Source organism: Pseudomonas sp. LW8, assembly GCF_041956865.1.
Taxonomy (GTDB): domain Bacteria; phylum Pseudomonadota; class Gammaproteobacteria; order Pseudomonadales; family Pseudomonadaceae; genus Aquipseudomonas; species Aquipseudomonas siliginis.
In genome coordinates this window covers 592,009-609,324 of record NZ_CP168138.1, presented here as the reverse complement: position 1 = coordinate 609,324, position 17,316 = coordinate 592,009, and the positions used below count along the sequence as shown (strand labels likewise).

Annotated in this window: 14 protein-coding genes; 9 read left to right on the top strand and 5 right to left on the bottom strand. The window is 60.8% G+C overall.

From position 1 onward, the window contains the following. Positions 1–18: 18 nt before the first annotated feature. Genes AB9L16_RS02785 through AB9L16_RS02770 form a run of 4 tightly spaced genes read right to left on the bottom strand, consistent with a single transcriptional unit; the run spans position 19 to position 2,847 of the window. Positions 19–495 carry a hypothetical protein gene (locus tag AB9L16_RS02785; protein ID WP_056787705.1) on the bottom strand — a complete coding sequence of 159 codons (477 nt, stop codon included), beginning with the start codon at positions 493–495 and terminating at the stop codon, positions 19–21. Continuing rightward, positions 492–998, bottom strand: a complete 507-nt coding sequence (locus AB9L16_RS02780) for an Hcp family type VI secretion system effector (protein ID WP_056787703.1) — start codon at positions 996–998, stop codon at positions 492–494. The genes AB9L16_RS02785 and AB9L16_RS02780 overlap by 4 nt, the downstream gene beginning before the upstream one ends. After that, positions 977–1,699, bottom strand: a complete 723-nt coding sequence (locus AB9L16_RS02775) for a hypothetical protein (protein ID WP_056787700.1) — start codon at positions 1,697–1,699, stop codon at positions 977–979. Before AB9L16_RS02775 ends, AB9L16_RS02780 begins: the two co-directional genes overlap by 22 nt. Continuing rightward, positions 1,699–2,847, bottom strand: a complete 1,149-nt coding sequence (locus AB9L16_RS02770) for a DUF2515 family protein (RefSeq protein WP_375123077.1) — start codon at positions 2,845–2,847, stop codon at positions 1,699–1,701. Before AB9L16_RS02770 ends, AB9L16_RS02775 begins: the two co-directional genes overlap by 1 nt. A 324-nt stretch (positions 2,848–3,171) precedes the next feature. On the opposite strand from AB9L16_RS02770, the gene gcbA reads away from it, so the two are divergent. From gcbA to accC, 5 genes are all read left to right on the top strand, one after another. Next, the gene (gene gcbA / locus AB9L16_RS02765) at positions 3,172–4,842 is read left to right on the top strand and encodes a diguanylate cyclase GcbA (RefSeq protein WP_016771860.1); all 1,671 of its coding nucleotides are present in this window, start codon (positions 3,172–3,174) and stop codon (positions 4,840–4,842) included. Between the two features lie 1,449 nt (positions 4,843–6,291). Beyond that, on the top strand, positions 6,292–6,840 hold the full coding sequence (locus AB9L16_RS02760) for a methyl-accepting chemotaxis protein (RefSeq protein WP_370593508.1): 549 nt from the start codon (positions 6,292–6,294) through the stop codon (positions 6,838–6,840). A 241-nt stretch (positions 6,841–7,081) separates the two neighbouring features. Continuing rightward, positions 7,082–7,537: a type II 3-dehydroquinate dehydratase gene (aroQ, locus tag AB9L16_RS02755; RefSeq protein ID WP_016771861.1), complete on the top strand. Its 456-nt coding sequence runs from the start codon at positions 7,082–7,084 to the stop codon at positions 7,535–7,537. Positions 7,538–7,561: 24 nt separating this feature from the next. Beyond that, positions 7,562–8,020 (top strand): acetyl-CoA carboxylase biotin carboxyl carrier protein, encoded by a 459-nt coding sequence (accB, locus tag AB9L16_RS02750; RefSeq protein ID WP_016771862.1) that lies wholly within the window; start codon positions 7,562–7,564, stop codon positions 8,018–8,020. A gap of 17 nt (positions 8,021–8,037) precedes the next feature. Continuing rightward, entirely contained in the window at positions 8,038–9,393 is a 1,356-nt protein-coding gene (accC, locus tag AB9L16_RS02745; RefSeq protein ID WP_024011424.1) for an acetyl-CoA carboxylase biotin carboxylase subunit, read from the top strand. Positions 9,394–9,458: 65 nt separating this feature from the next. Here accC and AB9L16_RS02740 read toward each other — a convergent pair whose 3' ends face one another. Further along, the gene (locus tag AB9L16_RS02740) at positions 9,459–13,412 is read right to left on the bottom strand and encodes a type III effector 1 (protein WP_375123076.1); all 3,954 of its coding nucleotides are present in this window, start codon (positions 13,410–13,412) and stop codon (positions 9,459–9,461) included. A 194-nt stretch (positions 13,413–13,606) separates the two neighbouring features. On the opposite strand from AB9L16_RS02740, the gene prmA reads away from it, so the two are divergent. The 4 genes from prmA to fis all read left to right on the top strand — a co-directional run bounded on the left by prmA (position 13,607) and on the right by fis (position 17,288). Continuing rightward, entirely contained in the window at positions 13,607–14,485 is an 879-nt protein-coding gene (gene prmA / locus AB9L16_RS02735) for a 50S ribosomal protein L11 methyltransferase (RefSeq protein ID WP_095180914.1), read from the top strand. A 30-nt stretch (positions 14,486–14,515) separates the two neighbouring features. Beyond that, positions 14,516–15,775 (top strand): DUF3426 domain-containing protein, encoded by a 1,260-nt coding sequence (locus tag AB9L16_RS02730; RefSeq protein ID WP_375123075.1) that lies wholly within the window; start codon positions 14,516–14,518, stop codon positions 15,773–15,775. A 185-nt stretch (positions 15,776–15,960) separates the two neighbouring features. Continuing rightward, complete coding sequence (gene dusB / locus AB9L16_RS02725) at positions 15,961–16,971, top strand: tRNA dihydrouridine synthase DusB (RefSeq protein ID WP_016771866.1); 1,011 nt, start codon at positions 15,961–15,963, stop codon at positions 16,969–16,971. Beyond that, positions 16,968–17,288, top strand: a complete 321-nt coding sequence (gene fis / locus AB9L16_RS02720) for a DNA-binding transcriptional regulator Fis (RefSeq protein ID WP_002555375.1) — start codon at positions 16,968–16,970, stop codon at positions 17,286–17,288. Before dusB ends, fis begins: the two co-directional genes overlap by 4 nt. Positions 17,289–17,316: the final 28 nt, after the last annotated feature.

Below are 17,316 nucleotides of genomic sequence, written 5' to 3'. Positions count from 1 at the left end.
AAAGGATAGACGCAGATTTCAGACGTTGAAGATGCGCAGCGAAAGCTGCCGCACTTGGTCGTCGGTAAACAGATGTGCAATGCCTTGGGCGTCAGTTCGTTGCTGACTGGGTATTCCATCGATCGTGGCGATGTAGGCCTGCGCGGGCAACGGCTCACCGGTCACGCTGTCGACCAGACGAAAGATTCGTGCGGTGCGGGTGGGCTGCTCGGGCGGGTTGTTCATCAGATCGAGTACGGCCTGTTCAAACACCGCTTCAGCGCCCTGCCAGTAGCCATAGTCGGCTTCGGCTTTGATCAGGCACCATTCACCCTGTTTGATCTGCGCCAGGACTTCGCTGTCCAGATTGATCATCAAACCGGCCCGCAGTTGATCCAGACCTTCGAGCGGTTGGCGCATGCTCAACAGACTGCTGACGTGCTCCAGCGCCTCTTCCACGCAACAGACATGCTGGCGCTCGTGGTCGGTCAGGCTCAGCTCACGGACCAGCCTCATCGAAGTCCCTCGCCTTGCCACTCGTCCGAACCCATCGTCCGGCTGATTTCGTGGCGCCAGTAGATGCGCCGGTAGCTGAAGTGGACTTTCTCCAGTTGCGTAAGGTGCGACGTGCCGCTGTCGAGACAGTGCGGCATCAATAGTTCGCTGCCGACGACCAACGCATCCTCCAGTTCCACCGTGTAGAAGTGCTCCTGCACGCCGCTGGCCGAAGTGCGATAAAACTCCACGCGGCATTCGCTCAGCAACTCGCCGCTGGACAGCGCCATATTCAGCAGGGGCGAAGCCTTGTCGAGGGTTTTGGTGATGATCAATGGCCTGTGCATCCGCCGCCCGGCGCCCTGATCCTTGGGTATGTACATGCCATGGCTGAGGGCCTGGACCATGATCTTGTCTTCGCGCCCGCTCTGGTAGCCGTTACCGACCGACGCCTCGGTGAAAGCGCCGGCGGTGATCAGGCCCTGGCGGCTGCCGTGGATGGTCATGAAGGCTGGGATGGGCATGGAATGGCTCCTTTTTCGGGTAGGGGTGGGAGGAAGTGATGGGATTCGAGGCGGCGATCTTCGACTTCGTCGAAAGGAATCCAGGGTTTCGCCACGGCGAGAGTGATGAGGTAGCGCTCCTGATCGAGATGTCTGGAATCTCTGAAGCGTCCTAGAATCAGCATTGCCTGGTATTTGTCGCCGGCCTGCCAAAATGACCGCCCAGAAAGCACTCCTTGTCTGACGTATGCGCGCCATTCGGGGGTGTCCGTAATTGTCGGGTCGCCCTGCGTACCCATCGGTTTCCAGCCTTTTGCGCACCATTGGCTCTGCAGATCGGTAACAACCTTCATGGCGTCCTCAATCAGCAGAGGTTCGATTTGCGGAGACATGCGGATGCTCACGGTCAGATTATTGACGAACGTCACGGTGAAAAACCGAGCCAGCGGCGTCTCGAACCCGTACTGCGGATCAACGAAGCGCAGACGTGCATCCGTCTTCGGAATGCCACCGGAAACAGTCTTGCTGCCGCGATCCCACACACTGAACGGAGCGGTTGAATGTGCCTCCATGTACTCGTAGGTTTCGCCGATCCTCAAGGTAATGACTGGATCATTCCATAGCGGCTGCATCAATTGCCGCAAGGCGGCCAGTGCAGCAGCCACACAAACAATCATCCACACCCAGCGACGTCGGCTGATTTGCCGAAGGCGCAAGCTCATCAGCCCTCCTCCCTGAGCGCAATCTCGCGGATTGACTGCGCCAACAACGCCTTGTTGCTGTCGTTGAGCAACAGATCAAAACGACTTGCCGCCCGCAGCACAAACTTCATTCGCTGGTCGATATCGGACAAATCCGCCAGCGGGCTGCTATCAAAATCAATGGTCCGGCCATCATCGACACGCTGGCATTGGCTGGTCAGCGTCAGCTCGATGGCCTGAGCGACGCCGGAAGGGAAGTTGGTGACATAAGAAAAATGATTGCCGCGCAAAAGCGCAACCAGGTGGCTGTTTTCGTAAATGGTCGGCTGGAGAATATTTTGCTGCTCGTGCCACGCCAAATGCTTCACGCTTTCGGCGATTTTCCCAGCCTCTATTGCTTCAAAGGCCACCTCTATCTCGGGATATGCATCCCCGAACCTGAGGGTGTCTTGCCCGACCGGCCAAAGAACCGGCCACTTCGCATGCCCTTGAATCTTCTCCCGGTCGCGAAGACATTTCTTCAACTCCGCCAATCCCCGCACCGCATAGAACTGATGCAACGGATAAACATCCAGAAACAGCGTGGTATTGCCCATTGCCATCATCTCGTAGACATGCCGGAACTGTTGCTCGGCCACCGACAGCTCTTCACCTGGCACCCGGGCATCCATGACAGACAGCGGATTACGCGCCTGAGCCTGTTGATATTCACGCAGGTCTTCGGCCTGTCCCGGCATTTTTTCCGGCGTGAGCAATCCGGATTCGCGTCGGCTGTCTCGCAGCCGCTGCCGCGCTTCGTATTCCTCGCGGATGCGTTCGATACTCTGTGCCGCATGCAGCAAGCCACAGCCGACCTGCTTGGAGGCAAACGCCGCCAGGCCCGCCCATTGAAAACGTGAGTCGTGCAACCACAACCGGGCATAAGCCGCGTTGATCGCCCGGTTGCGCGCGACCGGATCGGCAATCAGCACGCCGTTCGGGGCGACAATTGCCTCGGCGGCGCGCTGATAGCGCCGCCATAGACCAGTGCAGGTCAGCACTGGCACCTCTGTCACCTGCACCCGCTCGCCATACAACAACTCTTCGCCGCAGGCGCAGTCGTCGATGGGCGTGATGTTGTGGTTGAGGCGCTGGGCATCACTGGCGAGTTCGGTGAAACATTGGCTCATGGCGGATGGACGGCAGCTAGGGGAATCCCTGAACCGTACCAGCCAACCGGGCCGGTGAAAGCGCGTAGAAGAAAAATCAGAAAGCGCTGTCAGACGCCGCCTATCAAGGCCGCTGAAATGTCGACAGCGCTGGCAGGATTGCTCGCTAAGCCCCAGCATGCGGGCACTTGGTCAAAATCAGAGGTAAAAACAAAACCACCCGGTCAGAAACTGAATCGTGTCGTCCAGCAGATTATTGACGTACGACACTCGTCTAAGGGAAAAGAGGTGCTAGCATAGAGCCACCAGTCGATCTCAGCATGCACCCTAACTAGTAGTCAGGATATGACCGAGCCAGAAGACCCCAGCCGTGAGCGTCTCAAGCACCACTTTGCCCAGCGGGTAATTCATCAGGCACGTCAGATTCTTGAGATATGGCAGCGCCTGCAACGCAGTGAGTGGTCCACCGTCGATCTCGCCGAACTGAGCGAGGCGAATCTGCGTCTGCTGCGTTTTGCCGAGCGCTTCGAACAGCCGGAACACACTCAGTTGGCGCATCACATCAGCCAGTCGTTGCAAGCGGTGGATGCCAATCGTGGACGCCTCAGCAGCGGCCTGATCACCGATCTCAATCGTTTGATGCAGCGCCTGTCGCGCACTGGCCTGCGCCATGGCGATCAGCTCGACCAGACGTTCCTGCCGCCGCTGCGCAAGCCGATCTACGTGATGTTGCAGGATCACGACCGCGCTGAACGCCTGGCCAAGCAACTGGAATTTTTCGGCTTGAGCGCGCAGGCACTGGACAGCGTGGCCGCGTTTCGTTCGTCGATGGTCGAGCGCTTGCCCGCGGCGATTGTCATGGACGTGGATTTCAGTGGCCCCGGCATCGGCCTGAAACTCGCCGCCGAAGCTCAGGTCGGCCTCGAAGAACCCCTGCCGCTGCTGTTCTTCAGCCTGCACGAAACCGACACCCCGACCCGCCTAGCCGCCGTGCGCGCCGGTGGCCAGGAATTCCTCACCGGCACGCTCGAAGCCTCGAGCCTGCTGGAAAAAATCGAAGTGCTGACCTGCGTCGCCCAGTACGAGCCCTATAAAGTGCTGATCATTGACGACTCGCGCGCCCAGGCCCTGCACACCGAGCGTCTGCTCAACAGTGCCGGGATTGTCACACGCACCCTGATCGAACCGATTCAGGCAATGGCCGAGCTGGCGGATTTCCAGCCGGACCTGATCATCCTCGACATGTACATGCCGGCCTGCACCGGCACCGAGCTGGCCAAGGTCATCCGCCACAACGACCGCTACGTCAGCGTGCCGATCATTTACCTGTCGGCCGAGGACGATCTGGACAAGCAGCTCGACGCCATGAGCGAGGGCGGCGATGACTTCCTGACCAAGCCGATCAAACCGCGACACCTGATCACCACTGTGCGCAACCGCGCCGCTCGGGCGCGCAACCTCAAAGCACGGATGGTCCGCGACAGCCTCACCGGTCTGTACAACCACACGCACATCCTGCAATTGCTCGAAGACTGCTCGTTCCGCGCCCGCCGCGAGAACAAACCGCTGAGCTTTGCCATGCTCGACATCGATCACTTCAAACGGGTCAACGACAGCCACGGCCACCCGATGGGCGACCGGGTGATCAAGAGCCTCGCGCTGTTTCTCAAGCAGCGGTTGCGCAAGACCGATTTCATTGGCCGATACGGCGGCGAAGAGTTCGCCATCGTCATGCCCGACACCGATATCGACGCGGCGCACAAAGTCCTCGACGAGATTCGCCAGCGCTTCGCCGAGATTCATTACCCGGCACAGCCGCAGGACCTCTGGTGCACGTTCAGCGCCGGCGTAGTAGAAATGTGCGATGACTCCGACAGCCTGATGATGGCCAGCCAGGCCGATGAGGCGCTGTATCGCGCCAAGGGTGCAGGACGCAATCGGGTGCAGACCGCGCGCCAGTCAAAGCAAAGTGCCACTTTTTCATCGGAATCCACTGATTCGGTCATAACCTTGTAATAGAACCGCAATAAATTCAGGCGCTTACCATTCCTGCCGTTGGTAGCCGTCATGCGCCTGAAGTTGCTCACCAATCTCAACACTCTGCTGCTGGTCGCCGTCTGCGTGGCCCTTGGCGCCACGCTGTGGTGGTCGCAAAAAGCCCTCGAACGCCCCTATCTGTTGATGGAGCGTTACCTGGGGCTGTCGCAACAATTTCAGAATGAAGTGGCGCGCAACGTCGAGGATTATCTGGCCAGCGGTGACGCGCTGCGCCTGAGCAGCGCCGCCCAGGCTATCGACAGCGTGCACAAGCAACTGGGTGAGCTGCCCCCGACGCTGGCCGACACCGTACGGCCAAGCCTGTCGAGCCTCGATGAGTTCAGCAAAACCGACCTGCTCGCCGCCGGCAAACTGGCTGGCGATCCGCAGGCGCTGCTGTTGCAGGCCGAACGCGAACTCAGCGCCAGCCTCGACCAGCTCAATACCTACGCCAATGGCAACGCGACTTATCTCGCGCCGCTGCTCGCCGCATCGCAGCATCTGGGCAAACTGTCGCTGGCGCGGGACAAACTGGTGAGCAGCGGGCGCAGTGAGCTGGCCGCCGATGTCGAGCGTGAAGTGAGCAACATGCGCGCCCAGGCCGAGGCCATCGATGCCCTGCCCTTGCTCGGTGTGGTCGCCAGCAACGAATCGAGCAGTGACGATTTCGCCGCGCTGATGGGCATCGAAACCACTGATAAAGCCGCCGCCGAAGATGCCGGTGTCGGCCTCAAACGCGAACTGAACAGCTTGCTCGGCCGCTATCCGGCGGAACTGACGCGCACCCGCGAGCAGATCCAGAAACGCGCCGAGCTCAGCGCCGCGACTCACGAAAAAATCGCCAGCGTGCAACACGCCATCGCCGGCCTCGAACCGGTGGTACGCGCGCAACATGGGCAGATCCAGGGCGAAGTGCGGCTGATGCAAGGCGTGATGATAGGCCTGATTCTGCTGATCGCCCTCCTCATCGATACCTTGCAGCGGCGCCTGGCCCGCACCCTGACCAACCTCGCCCCAGCGCTGTCGACCTGGGCCGAGGGCGATTTCAGTCGCGACATCCAACTGGGCAAGACCAATCGCGAATTGCATGACATCGAAGCGTCGCTCAACCGCTTGCGCGCCTATCTGGTGGATCTGGTCGGCACCATTCGCGGCAACGCCGAGCAGGTCGCGGGCAGCAGCCGCACCCTCGCCGAACTGAGCAATGACCTGCACAGCGGCGCCGAACATCAGGCCGGCGATACCGCGCTGATTCGCGATTCGCTGGGGGAACTTGAGGCGACCATTCAGCAAGTGGCCGGCGATGCCCGTCAGGCTGCCGACGCCAGTCGTCATGCCGGTCTCGCCGTCGAGCATGGGCAGGCTGTAATCGGCCAGAGCCTGACCGGACTGCATGCGCTGGTCGGTGAGGTTCAAGGCAATGCGCAGATGATCGAACATCTGGCAGAAGAATCAGCAACCATCGGCGGCGTGCTGACAGTGATTCGTTCGATTGCTGACCAGACCAATCTGCTCGCCCTGAACGCCGCGATCGAGGCGGCCCGCGCTGGAGAGATGGGCCGTGGTTTTGCCGTGGTCGCCGAGGAAGTGCGCTCGCTGGCACAACGCACCGCCGGGGCCACGGCGGAAATCCAGACACTGATCGCCGGCCTGCAGACCGCCGCGCGACAATCGGTCGAAGGCATGCGCGCGCAGGTCGAACACGCCGAAGCCACGGCCAGTCAGGCGCAAGCGGCGGACGGTGCACTGGACAAAATCGTTGGCGCGATCCAGACCATCGCCGACACCGCCGTGCGCATCGCCGATGTCACCGCGCAGCAAAGTGGCGCGGTCAGCGAGATCCGCGATCACAGCGAGCGCATTCATCAATTGGGTGGGGATAACCTGCTGCGCATCGGCCAAGGCCGCGAACAGGGCGAGAACCTGTTGGTTCTCGGCGGCCAATTGCATACGGCCGTTCAGGCCTTCCGCGTCTGACATACCACCTTCGCGAGCAGGCTCGCTCCCACATTGGAATGCATACCCCTGTGGGAGCGAGCCTGCTCGCGAAGGCGCCAGCCCAGTCACTACAAATGACCGGATCCTGATCCTCGGTCACAAATTTCGCGCAAACATCGCCCATCGTGCCGCCTATTGCATGGAACTGGACAGTCACAAAGGCTTTGCGGCATAGTCGCCGGGTTCTGACGACTGCTCATTGATAACAAGGACAACGCAGATGGCGACGCTACTGGTGCTGCATGGCCCCAACCTGAACCTGCTCGGCACCCGGGAACCGGGGACCTACGGGTCAACGACCCTGGCGCAGATCAATCAGGATCTGGAACGGCGCGCCCGTGAAGCCGGCCATCATCTGCTGCATCTGCAAAGCAACGCCGAGTACGAATTGATCGATCGCATCCACGCTGCACGCGGTGAAGGCGTGGACTTCATTCTGATCAATCCGGCGGCTTTTACGCACACAAGTGTCGCATTACGTGACGCGCTGCTGGGAGTGAGCATCCCATTCATCGAAGTGCATTTGTCCAACGTGCACAAGCGCGAACCTTTCCGCCATCACTCCTACTTCTCCGATGTAGCGGTAGGAGTGATCTGCGGCCTTGGCGCCAGCGGTTACCGACTGGCCCTGGAGGCCGCACTAGAGCAGCTTGAACACCAAGCTATACGCCCCTGACCGACCCTTGGGAGTTGATGATTCATGGATATCCGTAAAGTTAAGAAACTGATCGAATTGCTGGAAGAGTCCGGCATCGACGAGCTCGAGATCAAGGAAGGCGAAGAGTCCGTACGCATCAGCCGCCACAGCAAGACCCCGGCGCAGCAGTACTACGCGCCAGCCCCGATGCAGGCTCCGGCCGCTGCCCCTGCTGCCGCGCCAGTCGCTGCCGCTGCTCCGGCCGCCGCTGCTGCACCCGCGCTGAACGGCACCGTGGCCCGTTCGCCGATGGTCGGCACCTTCTACCGTAAATCTTCGCCAACCTCGCCTGCCTTCGTTGAAGTCGGCCAGACCGTGAAGAAAGGCGACACCCTGTGCATCGTCGAAGCCATGAAGATGATGAACCACATCGAAGCTGAAACCAGCGGTGTGATCGAATCCATCCTCGTCGAAGACGGCCAGCCGGTTGAGTACGACCAACCGCTGTTCACCATCGTTTGAACCGCGGAGAGCCTTTGATGACTGCGAAGTTGGAAAAAGTTCTGATCGCTAACCGCGGTGAGATCGCCCTGCGGATTCTGCGTGCCTGCAAAGAGATGGGCATCAAGACCGTCGCCGTTTACTCCAAGGCCGACAAAGAGCTGATGCACCTGGGTCTGGCAGACGAATCCGTCTGCATCGGCCCGGCGTCCGCCGCTCAGTCTTACCTGCACATTCCGGCCATCATCGCTGCCGCTGAAGTGACCGGCGCTACCGCCATTCACCCAGGCTACGGTTTCCTCGCGGAAAACGCCGATTTTGCCGAGCAGGTCGAGAACTCCGGCTTCGCCTTCATCGGCCCGAAAGCCGACACCATCCGCCTGATGGGCGACAAGGTATCGGCCAAGCACGCGATGATCGAAGCCGGCGTACCGACCGTTCCTGGCTCTGACGGCCCGCTGCCGGAAGACGAAGAAACGGCGCTGCGCATCGGTCGTGAAGTCGGCTACCCGGTGATCATCAAGGCCGCCGGTGGCGGTGGTGGTCGCGGCATGCGCGTGGTGCACAAGGAAGAAGACCTGATCGCCTCGGCAAAACTGACCCGCTCCGAAGCAGGCGCGGCGTTCGGCAACCCGATGGTCTATCTGGAAAAATTCCTCACCAACCCGCGCCACGTCGAAGTGCAGGTACTGTCCGACGGCCAGGGCCACGCCATCCACCTGGGCGACCGCGACTGCTCGCTGCAGCGTCGTCACCAGAAGGTTCTCGAAGAAGCGCCGGCACCGGGCATCGACGAGAAAGCGCGCCAGGAAGTATTGGCTCGCTGCGTCAAGGCATGCATCGACATCGGCTACCGTGGCGCCGGTACTTTCGAGTTCCTCTACGAGAACGGCCGTTTCTACTTCATCGAAATGAACACCCGTGTTCAGGTGGAGCACCCGGTTTCGGAGATGGTCACCGGTATCGACATCGTCAAGGAGATGCTCAGCATCGCCGCTGGCAACAAGCTGTCGTTCACTCAGGATGACGTGGTCATCCGCGGTCACTCGCTGGAGTGCCGGATCAACGCTGAAGATCCGAAGACCTTCATGCCGAGCCCGGGCACGGTCAAGCATTTCCACGCCCCAGGCGGCAACGGCGTTCGCGTCGATTCGCACCTGTACAGCGGTTATGCCGTGCCACCGAACTACGACTCGCTGATCGGCAAGCTGATCACTTACGGCGCAACCCGCGACGAAGCCATGGCACGCATGCGCAATGCCCTGGACGAAATCGTGGTCGACGGGATCAAGACCAACATCCCGCTGCACCGTGATCTGGTTCGTGACGAAGGCTTCTGCAAAGGCGGTGTGAACATTCACTACCTCGAGCACAAGCTGGCCAAACAGTCGTAAGGCTGAAGCGGCATGAAAAACCCGATCCCTGTGGATCGGGTTTTTTTATGCCTGCAACAAGCAGATCAGACCATTACCGTGGAGAACGCCTGCTGCTCGACCATTGTGGCAGATGCCCCCAGGCCAGCCTCATCGACCACCGCTCCTGCTGCGTTTTCATGTAACGGTCTGCGGGTGAACCGCCTCGTAAAGTTTCGGGCACGTATCGAGAGCCCGTCCGTGGCATAGCTCGATCTGGCGATAAGCGGGTTGTACAACCTGCCAATCTGACCAGCGGAATGCTTGAACACTCTCGAGACTCCATTGTTCAGATTCAGCACCACGCCATAGCTGTTGCCCAGGCAGGACGAGTATGACCAGTAATCCCATGTCGGCTGCAGGCCCTGTTCGCGCAACACTCGCCTGACCGGACCGCCGATGTCAGCACCCGCCGACAGCCAGTCGCCACCCACCAGCGTGGCGCGAATGTTCTGCGGTGTTCCCCCCAGACGCTCCAGCACCTGCGTGACACTTCGCTCGATCAACGGGCGAATATTGTGATCAAAATGAATGACCGCACCCACTCTCGTCGTCGGGTTATACAGCGAGGCGATGACGCAACTCTGCGCATTCAACGAAAACAGGTAGTTATCCTGCGATCCGGGACGGAAAGCCGCCACTACGGCTTCGCCCTGCAGCGCGCCGCGGTTCAGCACGGGCTCGACACCTCCAGGAAAAGCATCATTCAAATTATTCACGCGCCCAAGGTTGCGCACGTTGCCTCCTGTGAGTCCGACCCTGGCATGTGTCCACTTGCCCCCCGGAGCAAGCTGAATCGGTTGCTGATAGATGGCGCTCGGGCGACGGGCATCGACCAGGCTCAGGCCACCGAAATGCGGATTTTCCCTGACCAGAAAGTACTTGCCTCTGTTGCGAATGTAATAGGCCGGTTGCGGCTGTGCAGCGCTGGACGGGCTGCGCCAGGTGCCGAAAAAGACGCCTTCTTCGCTCACCCTTTGCAAATGTTCGGGCGTCTTGCTGACGGCCTGCCTGGCATGAAAGCGTACCTCCCGGATCGCCGGCAGCGCGTCCCTGCGTAGCGGAGCCACGGTATTCAGACGCTCTGACAACAACGAAACAGGCCTCATGGTGTGCTTCAGACTCCTGGCCGCACCGCCCAGCCACTTGATCGCACTGCCTGCGCCGACCATGGCAAACAGCGCCCCCCACGACGCCTCCAGCCAGTGGCCGAGCGCGCCATCGATGTCGCCCTCCAGATGCGCCGCGACCGCCTGACCAGCGCTGACGGCAATCAACACAACGTCAAGCAGCAAGGCAAACGGTGGAAACACCATACAAAACGGTGCGGCTGCAAACATCAGCCCCTTGACCACTTGGCGTTCGATCATTTGCGCGCGGCTGGTGGTGATGTCCTGCACATCCGTGACCGCGCGCTCGATGTACGCGTTGAACTCGCTACGGGCGTCAATCAGGCGCTGCGCTTCGTGCAGCGTATCGACGCGTTGTTTTTTTGCCGCAATCGCATACAGGGTGCGTGACACGATGCTGCGCGCAGCAACCGGCGTACGCGCCATCAAGTAGTCATGCAATACGCCCGCGATGTCGCCGAACAGTGACTGATACGCGCGCACCACAATTCCGTCGGGGGCATCGGGCGTGTACAGCCACCAGGACGGCTCGGGGTCGAACGAGGTCAGCACATACACCCCGAGCACGACGTGATGGCGCACGGTGAACCTGAACACGCCGTCACTTTCAACCATGCTGGCGCCCGGAAAATGCGTACCCGGTGCTGGCACCTGGCTCAACAGAGAAACCTGACGGACCAGCGCCGAATACACCGCGTCGCTCAATCGCGCCTGACTTCTGGCAACGCGTAAATCCCGGTCCATCTTTGACAGCAGCACGTTGCGGTAGGCAAAGCGACGCGGTTCGTAGGCAGCATCACGCGGGTCGAGATATTTGCCACGGATCTCGCTGGCGTATTTTTCACCCAGCCACGCCCGGCGCAGATACAGCGCCAGATCGGCGCTGCGCACCTGGCTCAGATCCTGGCCAACCGACGATCGCACGCCTTTTTTCGGATGTTCGATGCCGGAGTTGTCATCGTAGCCGTGAATGGCCAGGTCGAGCAGCGTGGCAACCTGCTGCTTCCTGCGGTCGGCGACACCGGGGTTGTAATCGATCAACACGGTGGCCGGATCGACCGGTTCCAGCACGTTCTTGCTGCGCATATAGGGCGTGATCGCTGCGGCAACCGAGCGCCTGGCGAAATCGACAAAAACCTCGAAACCGCCCAGCAGCTCGTTGAAAACCTGCTGATGAACGATCAGTTCCTGATTCAGGCTGCTGATGCGCCGGCGAGCCTCGAGCGCGAGCGTCGTGTACCAGCGCAGCGAGTTGTCCTGCTCGACCCGCTGCAGGTTGTTTGCCAGGGCCATTTTTGCAGCGGCTTCGACGCACTCGTCGAACGGCAAGGGCGTTCGTCGAAGGTCACTCTGCATGCCCCAGAGAGCAGGACTGGCCGCCGCAGCCACAAGATAATCACGTGCCGGGTGATGTGCAGCCGGCGAAAGCTGCTGCAACAGATACTCGCGACCGGATTCGCTCTGCGTCCAGCTCCATACTTCGCCGGTCAACGCCGCAATCGAAGGCAACCGGACCCACTCCTGACCGTCCGGTTTGTTGGGCGCGTACAGCACCAGGTTATTCACCGCTTGCTCAGTCTCTGCCTGGTAGAACACCAGAAGATCGGCGCATTGCATGCCGTTGGGCAGCGTCAATGCGGCCACTTGCAACGGTTTCATTGCCGCTTGCCCAGACCACATCTGCTCCAGACGCTCATGGTCGGAATCCGCCAGATGAGCTGCGCAGCGCGCGACGAATGCGCTCTGCCTGAGCCGTACGGTGAACCAGTCGATGAGTGCCTTTTGCACGTCGGTGCGCTGGTACTGCTCGGCGAGGGCGCGCAGGTAGTCCGCCGGATAATCCTGTTCCGCCAGCATGTCGGCAATGAATGCCGGCTTGAGTGACTGGTTGCGCAATGGCGCAGGACTGGTGATCTCCAATACCGCTGCGAAGTCCTGCCCGATCGGCCCGCATGCCAGCAGGTCACTGAGGCTGCGATTGTGGGTCGGCTCACCGACCGCCGAGCGCCATCTGAGCCGCACGTCGATTCGGTCTGGTTCAACCGCCATGTCGAGCTTGAGCTGAATGTATTCGATGGCCTGCTGGCGGGCAAAGGCGCGCAACGAGCCGTGGCCCTGCAGCAAGTCATCGAGAGCTGCCTGCGCCAGTGACGTCTGCTCCTGATAATCGCGCAACAAGGCGCGATCCGGCTCCTTCAGCGCTTTGATCCATGACGGCAGTTGCGCGAAGGAATGCGCCTCGAGAATCTTTTTTTCTGCACCGGTTGCCAGGGCGGTCAATCGGTACCGACGCGTGCTGCGAGCCTGAACCCGGTCAATTTTGCTGCGCAATTGATCCAGTGTCAGGCCCGCCAGTTGGTCACGGCGCAACAGCAACTCGATGTCCTTGATATAGCGCCGCAGCTTGCGCTTGATCAGGCGATCAAACAGCGCTTCCTGCCCTTTTGTCGCCCAATGTTCTCGCAGGTATTTTTTGTACTGGTCGAGGAAGTGCAGCGAAACGCTATCCACCGTCCGGATCACATGCTCATGACGGCTGGACGGTAAACCGGTGTCAGCGCCCCCAGGCCAGCGAAATGGCGCGTCCTGGAGCGCCAGGAACATGACTGGCCGGCCGTCGATAAGCTTTTGCAGAATGGCGTCAAGCAGCGCAACCACAAAACCCGGGGCGAAATGGCCGTCCGGGTAATGCCTGCGCAGTTCAGTCAAAGCGAAATGCTCCAGCGCCTCGAGCAACGTCATCTGGCCGTTCAAGCGCTTGTCGATCATCACCTGCCAGCGCTTGATGCGCAGGAGGATCTCCTGCACCGACCCCGTAGACGCAGCGGCTATCGGTGGTTTTTCTTCTACAGTCCCTTGTTGATCCGCCATGTCGTCCAGCCTTTTGTTGCGTAGAGATGAGCGCTCACTCTATTTGCCGACAAAAGTGCTCAGGCCATACATATGTATATCGCGGCCGCGAATGTGTAACAGCCAAGCGGTGTGTCCACTTTGCCGGCGACCTGGCGTAAACTGCGCGCTTTTGCAGCTTCGGGCTGCCCCACAGATTTTCAAAGGTGCCCGCCATGCCTTGGCTGCAAGTCCGTCTCGCCATCACCCCGGAACAAGCCGAAACCTACGAGGACGCATTCCTCGAAGTCGGCGCCGTGTCGGTGACTTTCATGGACGCCGAAGACCAGCCGATCTTCGAACCGGAACTCAACACCACGCCGCTGTGGTCGCACACCCACTTGCTGGCGCTGTTCGAAGGCGGTACCGAACCGGAACCGGTGCTGGCCCATCTGGAATTGCTGACCGGCAGCCCGTTGCCCGAACATCACAGCGAAGTGATCGAAGATCAGGACTGGGAACGCAGCTGGATGGACGGTTTCGAGCCGATGCGTTTCGGCCAGCGCCTGTGGATCGTGCCGAGCTGGCACGCCGCGCCCGAGCCTGGCGCGGTCAACCTGCTGCTGGACCCGGGCCTGGCGTTCGGCACCGGCACCCACCCGACCACCGCACTGTGCCTGGAATGGCTCGACGGTCAGGATCTGAAAGGCTGCCACGTGCTCGACTTCGGCTGTGGCTCGGGGATTCTGGCGATTGCCGCCCTGCTGCTCGGCGCCAAACAAGCTGTGGGCACCGACATCGACGTACAGGCACTGGAAGCCTCGCGCGACAACGCTGGGCGCAACAATATTGCCGATGAGCTGTTCCCGCTGTACCTGCCCGAGGATCTGCCGCAAGTTCAGGCCGACGTGCTGGTCGCCAACATTCTCGCCGGCCCGCTGGTGTCGCTGGCGCCGCAACTGTCCGGTCTGGTCAAGAGCGGCGGGCGCCTGGCGCTGTCGGGCATTCTCGCCGAGCAGGGCGAAGAAGTAGCGGCAGCTTATGCGCAGGACTTCGAGCTCGACCCGATCGCCAATCGCGACGGCTGGGTGCGCATCACCGGGCGTCGGCGCTAAAATGACCGCTTGCCTGAACCGGATCGCCGCATGACCGACAGTTTCGTCACCCAATGCCCGCATTGCCAGACCAGTTTCCGCGTCAACCATGCTCAATTGAGCGTGGCGCGCGGGGTGGTTCGTTGCGGCTCCTGCCTGCAAGTGTTCAATGCCGCCAAGCAGCTGCTCGAGCAACATTCCGGCAAGGACACGGTGACGCCGCTCGCACCAGCGCTGCCTGAAGCGCCCGCGCCTGTCAGCGATTCTGCGGTCGTCGAAGAGATCCCCGCACCGCGCGCCATCAGCCAGAAGCAATGGAGCGCGTCGGAACTGGATCTGGACAGCCTCGATCTGGACGAAGAACTCGCCCGCCTCGAACAGCGCGAAATCCAGCCGGCCGCCGAATTCGGCCGTACCCGCGAAGAATCCTTGAGCGCCCGACGCGACAGCCCGGAGCCGGACGAAGGCACATGGCCCGACAGCCTGTTCAGCGAGCCTGCGGATGAGCGCAGCGTAGCGCCGGATATCGAACCGGATATCGACGGCATCGAAACCCTCGAACCCGAGCGCACCGAACCTTCGCTGTCGCTGGAGCCGGTGGATCTGGATGACGAGCCGCCGATCCCGCAACTGCGCCTGCACGATCCGATCGATCCCAACGCCCGCCGCGAACGCCTGTCAGCCAGCGACGACAACGATGACGACGATCTGCCATTGATCACTTCGCCGCGCAAAAAACGCGAACGGGCCGAGCCCGGCGTGCGCGCCGAGGTCCTGCAGGATCTGACCGACGACCCGCTGCAACTGGACTGGCAGCAGCGCCGCTCGCCCTGGGGCCGGCGCCTGCTCTGGCTGGTGCTGGTGGTGTTGGCGGCCGGCGGCCTTGCCGCCCAGTACATCGCCTATCACTTCGAGGAACTGGCGCGGCAGGATCAATACCGACCGTGGTTCCAGCAGATCTGCCCGCAGATCGGCTGCACGGTGCCGTCGAAAGTCGATATCGGCAAAATCAAGAGCAGCAACCTGGTGGTGCGCAGCCATCCCGATTTCAGCGGGGCGCTGGTGGTCGACGCGATCATTTACAACCGGGCGACGTTTTCCCAGCCGTTTCCCTTGCTCGAACTGCGTTTTGCCGACCTCAACGGTCACCTGATCGCCAGTCGTCGCTTCAAACCCGGCGAGTATCTGAGCGGCGATCTCGAAGGCCTCGCGGAAATGCCGCCGCAGACGCCGATCCACATCGCCCTGGATATTCTCGATCCGGGGCCGAAAGCGGTGAATTACAGCCTGAACTTCCACTCGCCGGAATGAACCGCTTCAGCGTTTCCCGATTGACGGCATTTTTCTGACTGGATCGCGGCCAACCAAACCGTTGGCGATAACAGAATAACTGTTCAGATTTTGTTCAATTCAGCCTTTAACCAGTCATCGAGAGCGGGTATCATGCCCACCCTTTTTCGAACTCTCATGATCCGGCCCCACTTCAGGGAAGTCCTATGTCGGCGGTACGCATCGGCCCATATACATTGCAGAACGGTTTGATTCTCGCCCCGATGGCGGGTGTCACCGACCAGCCCTTTCGTCAGCTGTGCAAGCGTCTGGGCGCAGGGCTTGTAGTCTCGGAAATGGTCACCAGTGACATGAGCCTGTGGAATACCCGCAAGTCGCGCATGCGCATGATCCACGAAGGCGATCCCGAGCCGCGCTCGGTGCAGATCGCCGGTGGCGACGCGCAGATGCTGGCCGATGCGGCACGGGCCAACGTCGAACTGGGCGCACAGATTATCGATATCAACATGGGTTGCCCGGCCAAGAAGGTATGCAACAAGGCTGCCGGCTCCGCGTTGCTGAAAGACGAAGCACTGGTGACCGAGATCCTGCAGGCCGTAGTGGCCGCGGTTGATGTACCGGTCACCCTGAAGATCCGCACCGGCTGGGATCGCGAAAACAAGAACGGTCTGAACGTGGCGAAGATCGCCGAACAGGCCGGGATCACAGCGCTGGCCGTGCATGGCCGCACCCGCGCCGATCTGTACACAGGGGAAGCCGAGTACGACACGATTGCCGCGATCAAGCAGGCCGTGTCGATCCCGGTGTTTGCCAACGGCGATATCGATTCGCCGGAAAAGGCCCGATACGTGCTTGATGCGACCGGTGCCGATGGCCTGCTGATAGGCCGGGCCGCTCAAGGGCGGCCATGGATTTTTCGCGAGATCGATCATTTCCTGCGTACCGGCGAGAAATTGCCGGCGCCGGAACTGAGCGAAGTGGAACGCATCCTGCTGGAGCATCTGGCTGCCCTTCACGCCTTTTATGGTGACGTGATGGGCGTGCGCATTGCCCGCAAGCATGTGGGCTGGTATCTCGCAACCTTGCCGGGCGCCAGGGAGTTTCGCGCCCGTTTCAATCGTTTGGATGGTACGGAAACACAATGCGCCGACGTTCGGGAGTTCTTCGCCGAGCGTTACAAGAGCCTGACAGGGGACGAAGAAGGGGTGGCCGCATGACGATGATGACCGAGACTTTAGTGAGTGGAACAACACCCGTGAGCGACAACGTGAATTTGAAACAGCACCTCAACACGCCGAGCGAAGAAGGCCAGACCCTTCGCGGGAGTGTCGAGAAGGCGCTGCACAATTATTTCGCCCACCTTGAGGGCGCGTCCGTCACGGATGTGTACAACCTGGTGCTGTCCGAAGTCGAGGCGCCCCTGCTCGAAAGCGTGATGAACTACGTCAAGGGCAACCAGACCAAGGCCAGTGAGCTGCTGGGACTGAACCGCGGCACGCTGCGCAAGAAACTCAAGCAGTACGATCTGCTGTAAGCATTCAATCAAACCAGAAAGGCGCCCG

Excerpts from the sequence above, each read along its gene's own strand:
- AB9L16_RS02740 (WP_375123076.1), bottom strand. The coding sequence starts at position 13,412 with ATGGCGGATCAACAAGGGACTGTAGAAGAAAAACCACCGATAGCCGCT.
- dusB (WP_016771866.1), top strand. The coding sequence starts at position 15,961 with ATGTCGGCGGTACGCATCGGCCCATATACATTGCAGAACGGTTTGATT.
- AB9L16_RS02780 (WP_056787703.1), bottom strand. The coding sequence starts at position 998 with ATGCCCATCCCAGCCTTCATGACCATCCACGGCAGCCGCCAGGGCCTG.
- fis (WP_002555375.1), top strand. The coding sequence starts at position 16,968 with ATGACGATGATGACCGAGACTTTAGTGAGTGGAACAACACCCGTGAGC.
- aroQ (WP_016771861.1), top strand. The coding sequence starts at position 7,082 with ATGGCGACGCTACTGGTGCTGCATGGCCCCAACCTGAACCTGCTCGGC.
- AB9L16_RS02770 (WP_375123077.1), bottom strand. The coding sequence starts at position 2,847 with ATGAGCCAATGTTTCACCGAACTCGCCAGTGATGCCCAGCGCCTCAAC.
- accC (WP_024011424.1), top strand. The coding sequence starts at position 8,038 with ATGACTGCGAAGTTGGAAAAAGTTCTGATCGCTAACCGCGGTGAGATC.
- accB (WP_016771862.1), top strand. The coding sequence starts at position 7,562 with ATGGATATCCGTAAAGTTAAGAAACTGATCGAATTGCTGGAAGAGTCC.
- AB9L16_RS02775 (WP_056787700.1), bottom strand. The coding sequence starts at position 1,699 with ATGAGCTTGCGCCTTCGGCAAATCAGCCGACGTCGCTGGGTGTGGATG.
- AB9L16_RS02785 (WP_056787705.1), bottom strand. The coding sequence starts at position 495 with ATGAGGCTGGTCCGTGAGCTGAGCCTGACCGACCACGAGCGCCAGCAT.
- gcbA (WP_016771860.1), top strand. The coding sequence starts at position 3,172 with ATGACCGAGCCAGAAGACCCCAGCCGTGAGCGTCTCAAGCACCACTTT.
- AB9L16_RS02760 (WP_370593508.1), top strand. The coding sequence starts at position 6,292 with ATGATCGAACATCTGGCAGAAGAATCAGCAACCATCGGCGGCGTGCTG.
- prmA (WP_095180914.1), top strand. The coding sequence starts at position 13,607 with ATGCCTTGGCTGCAAGTCCGTCTCGCCATCACCCCGGAACAAGCCGAA.
- AB9L16_RS02730 (WP_375123075.1), top strand. The coding sequence starts at position 14,516 with ATGACCGACAGTTTCGTCACCCAATGCCCGCATTGCCAGACCAGTTTC.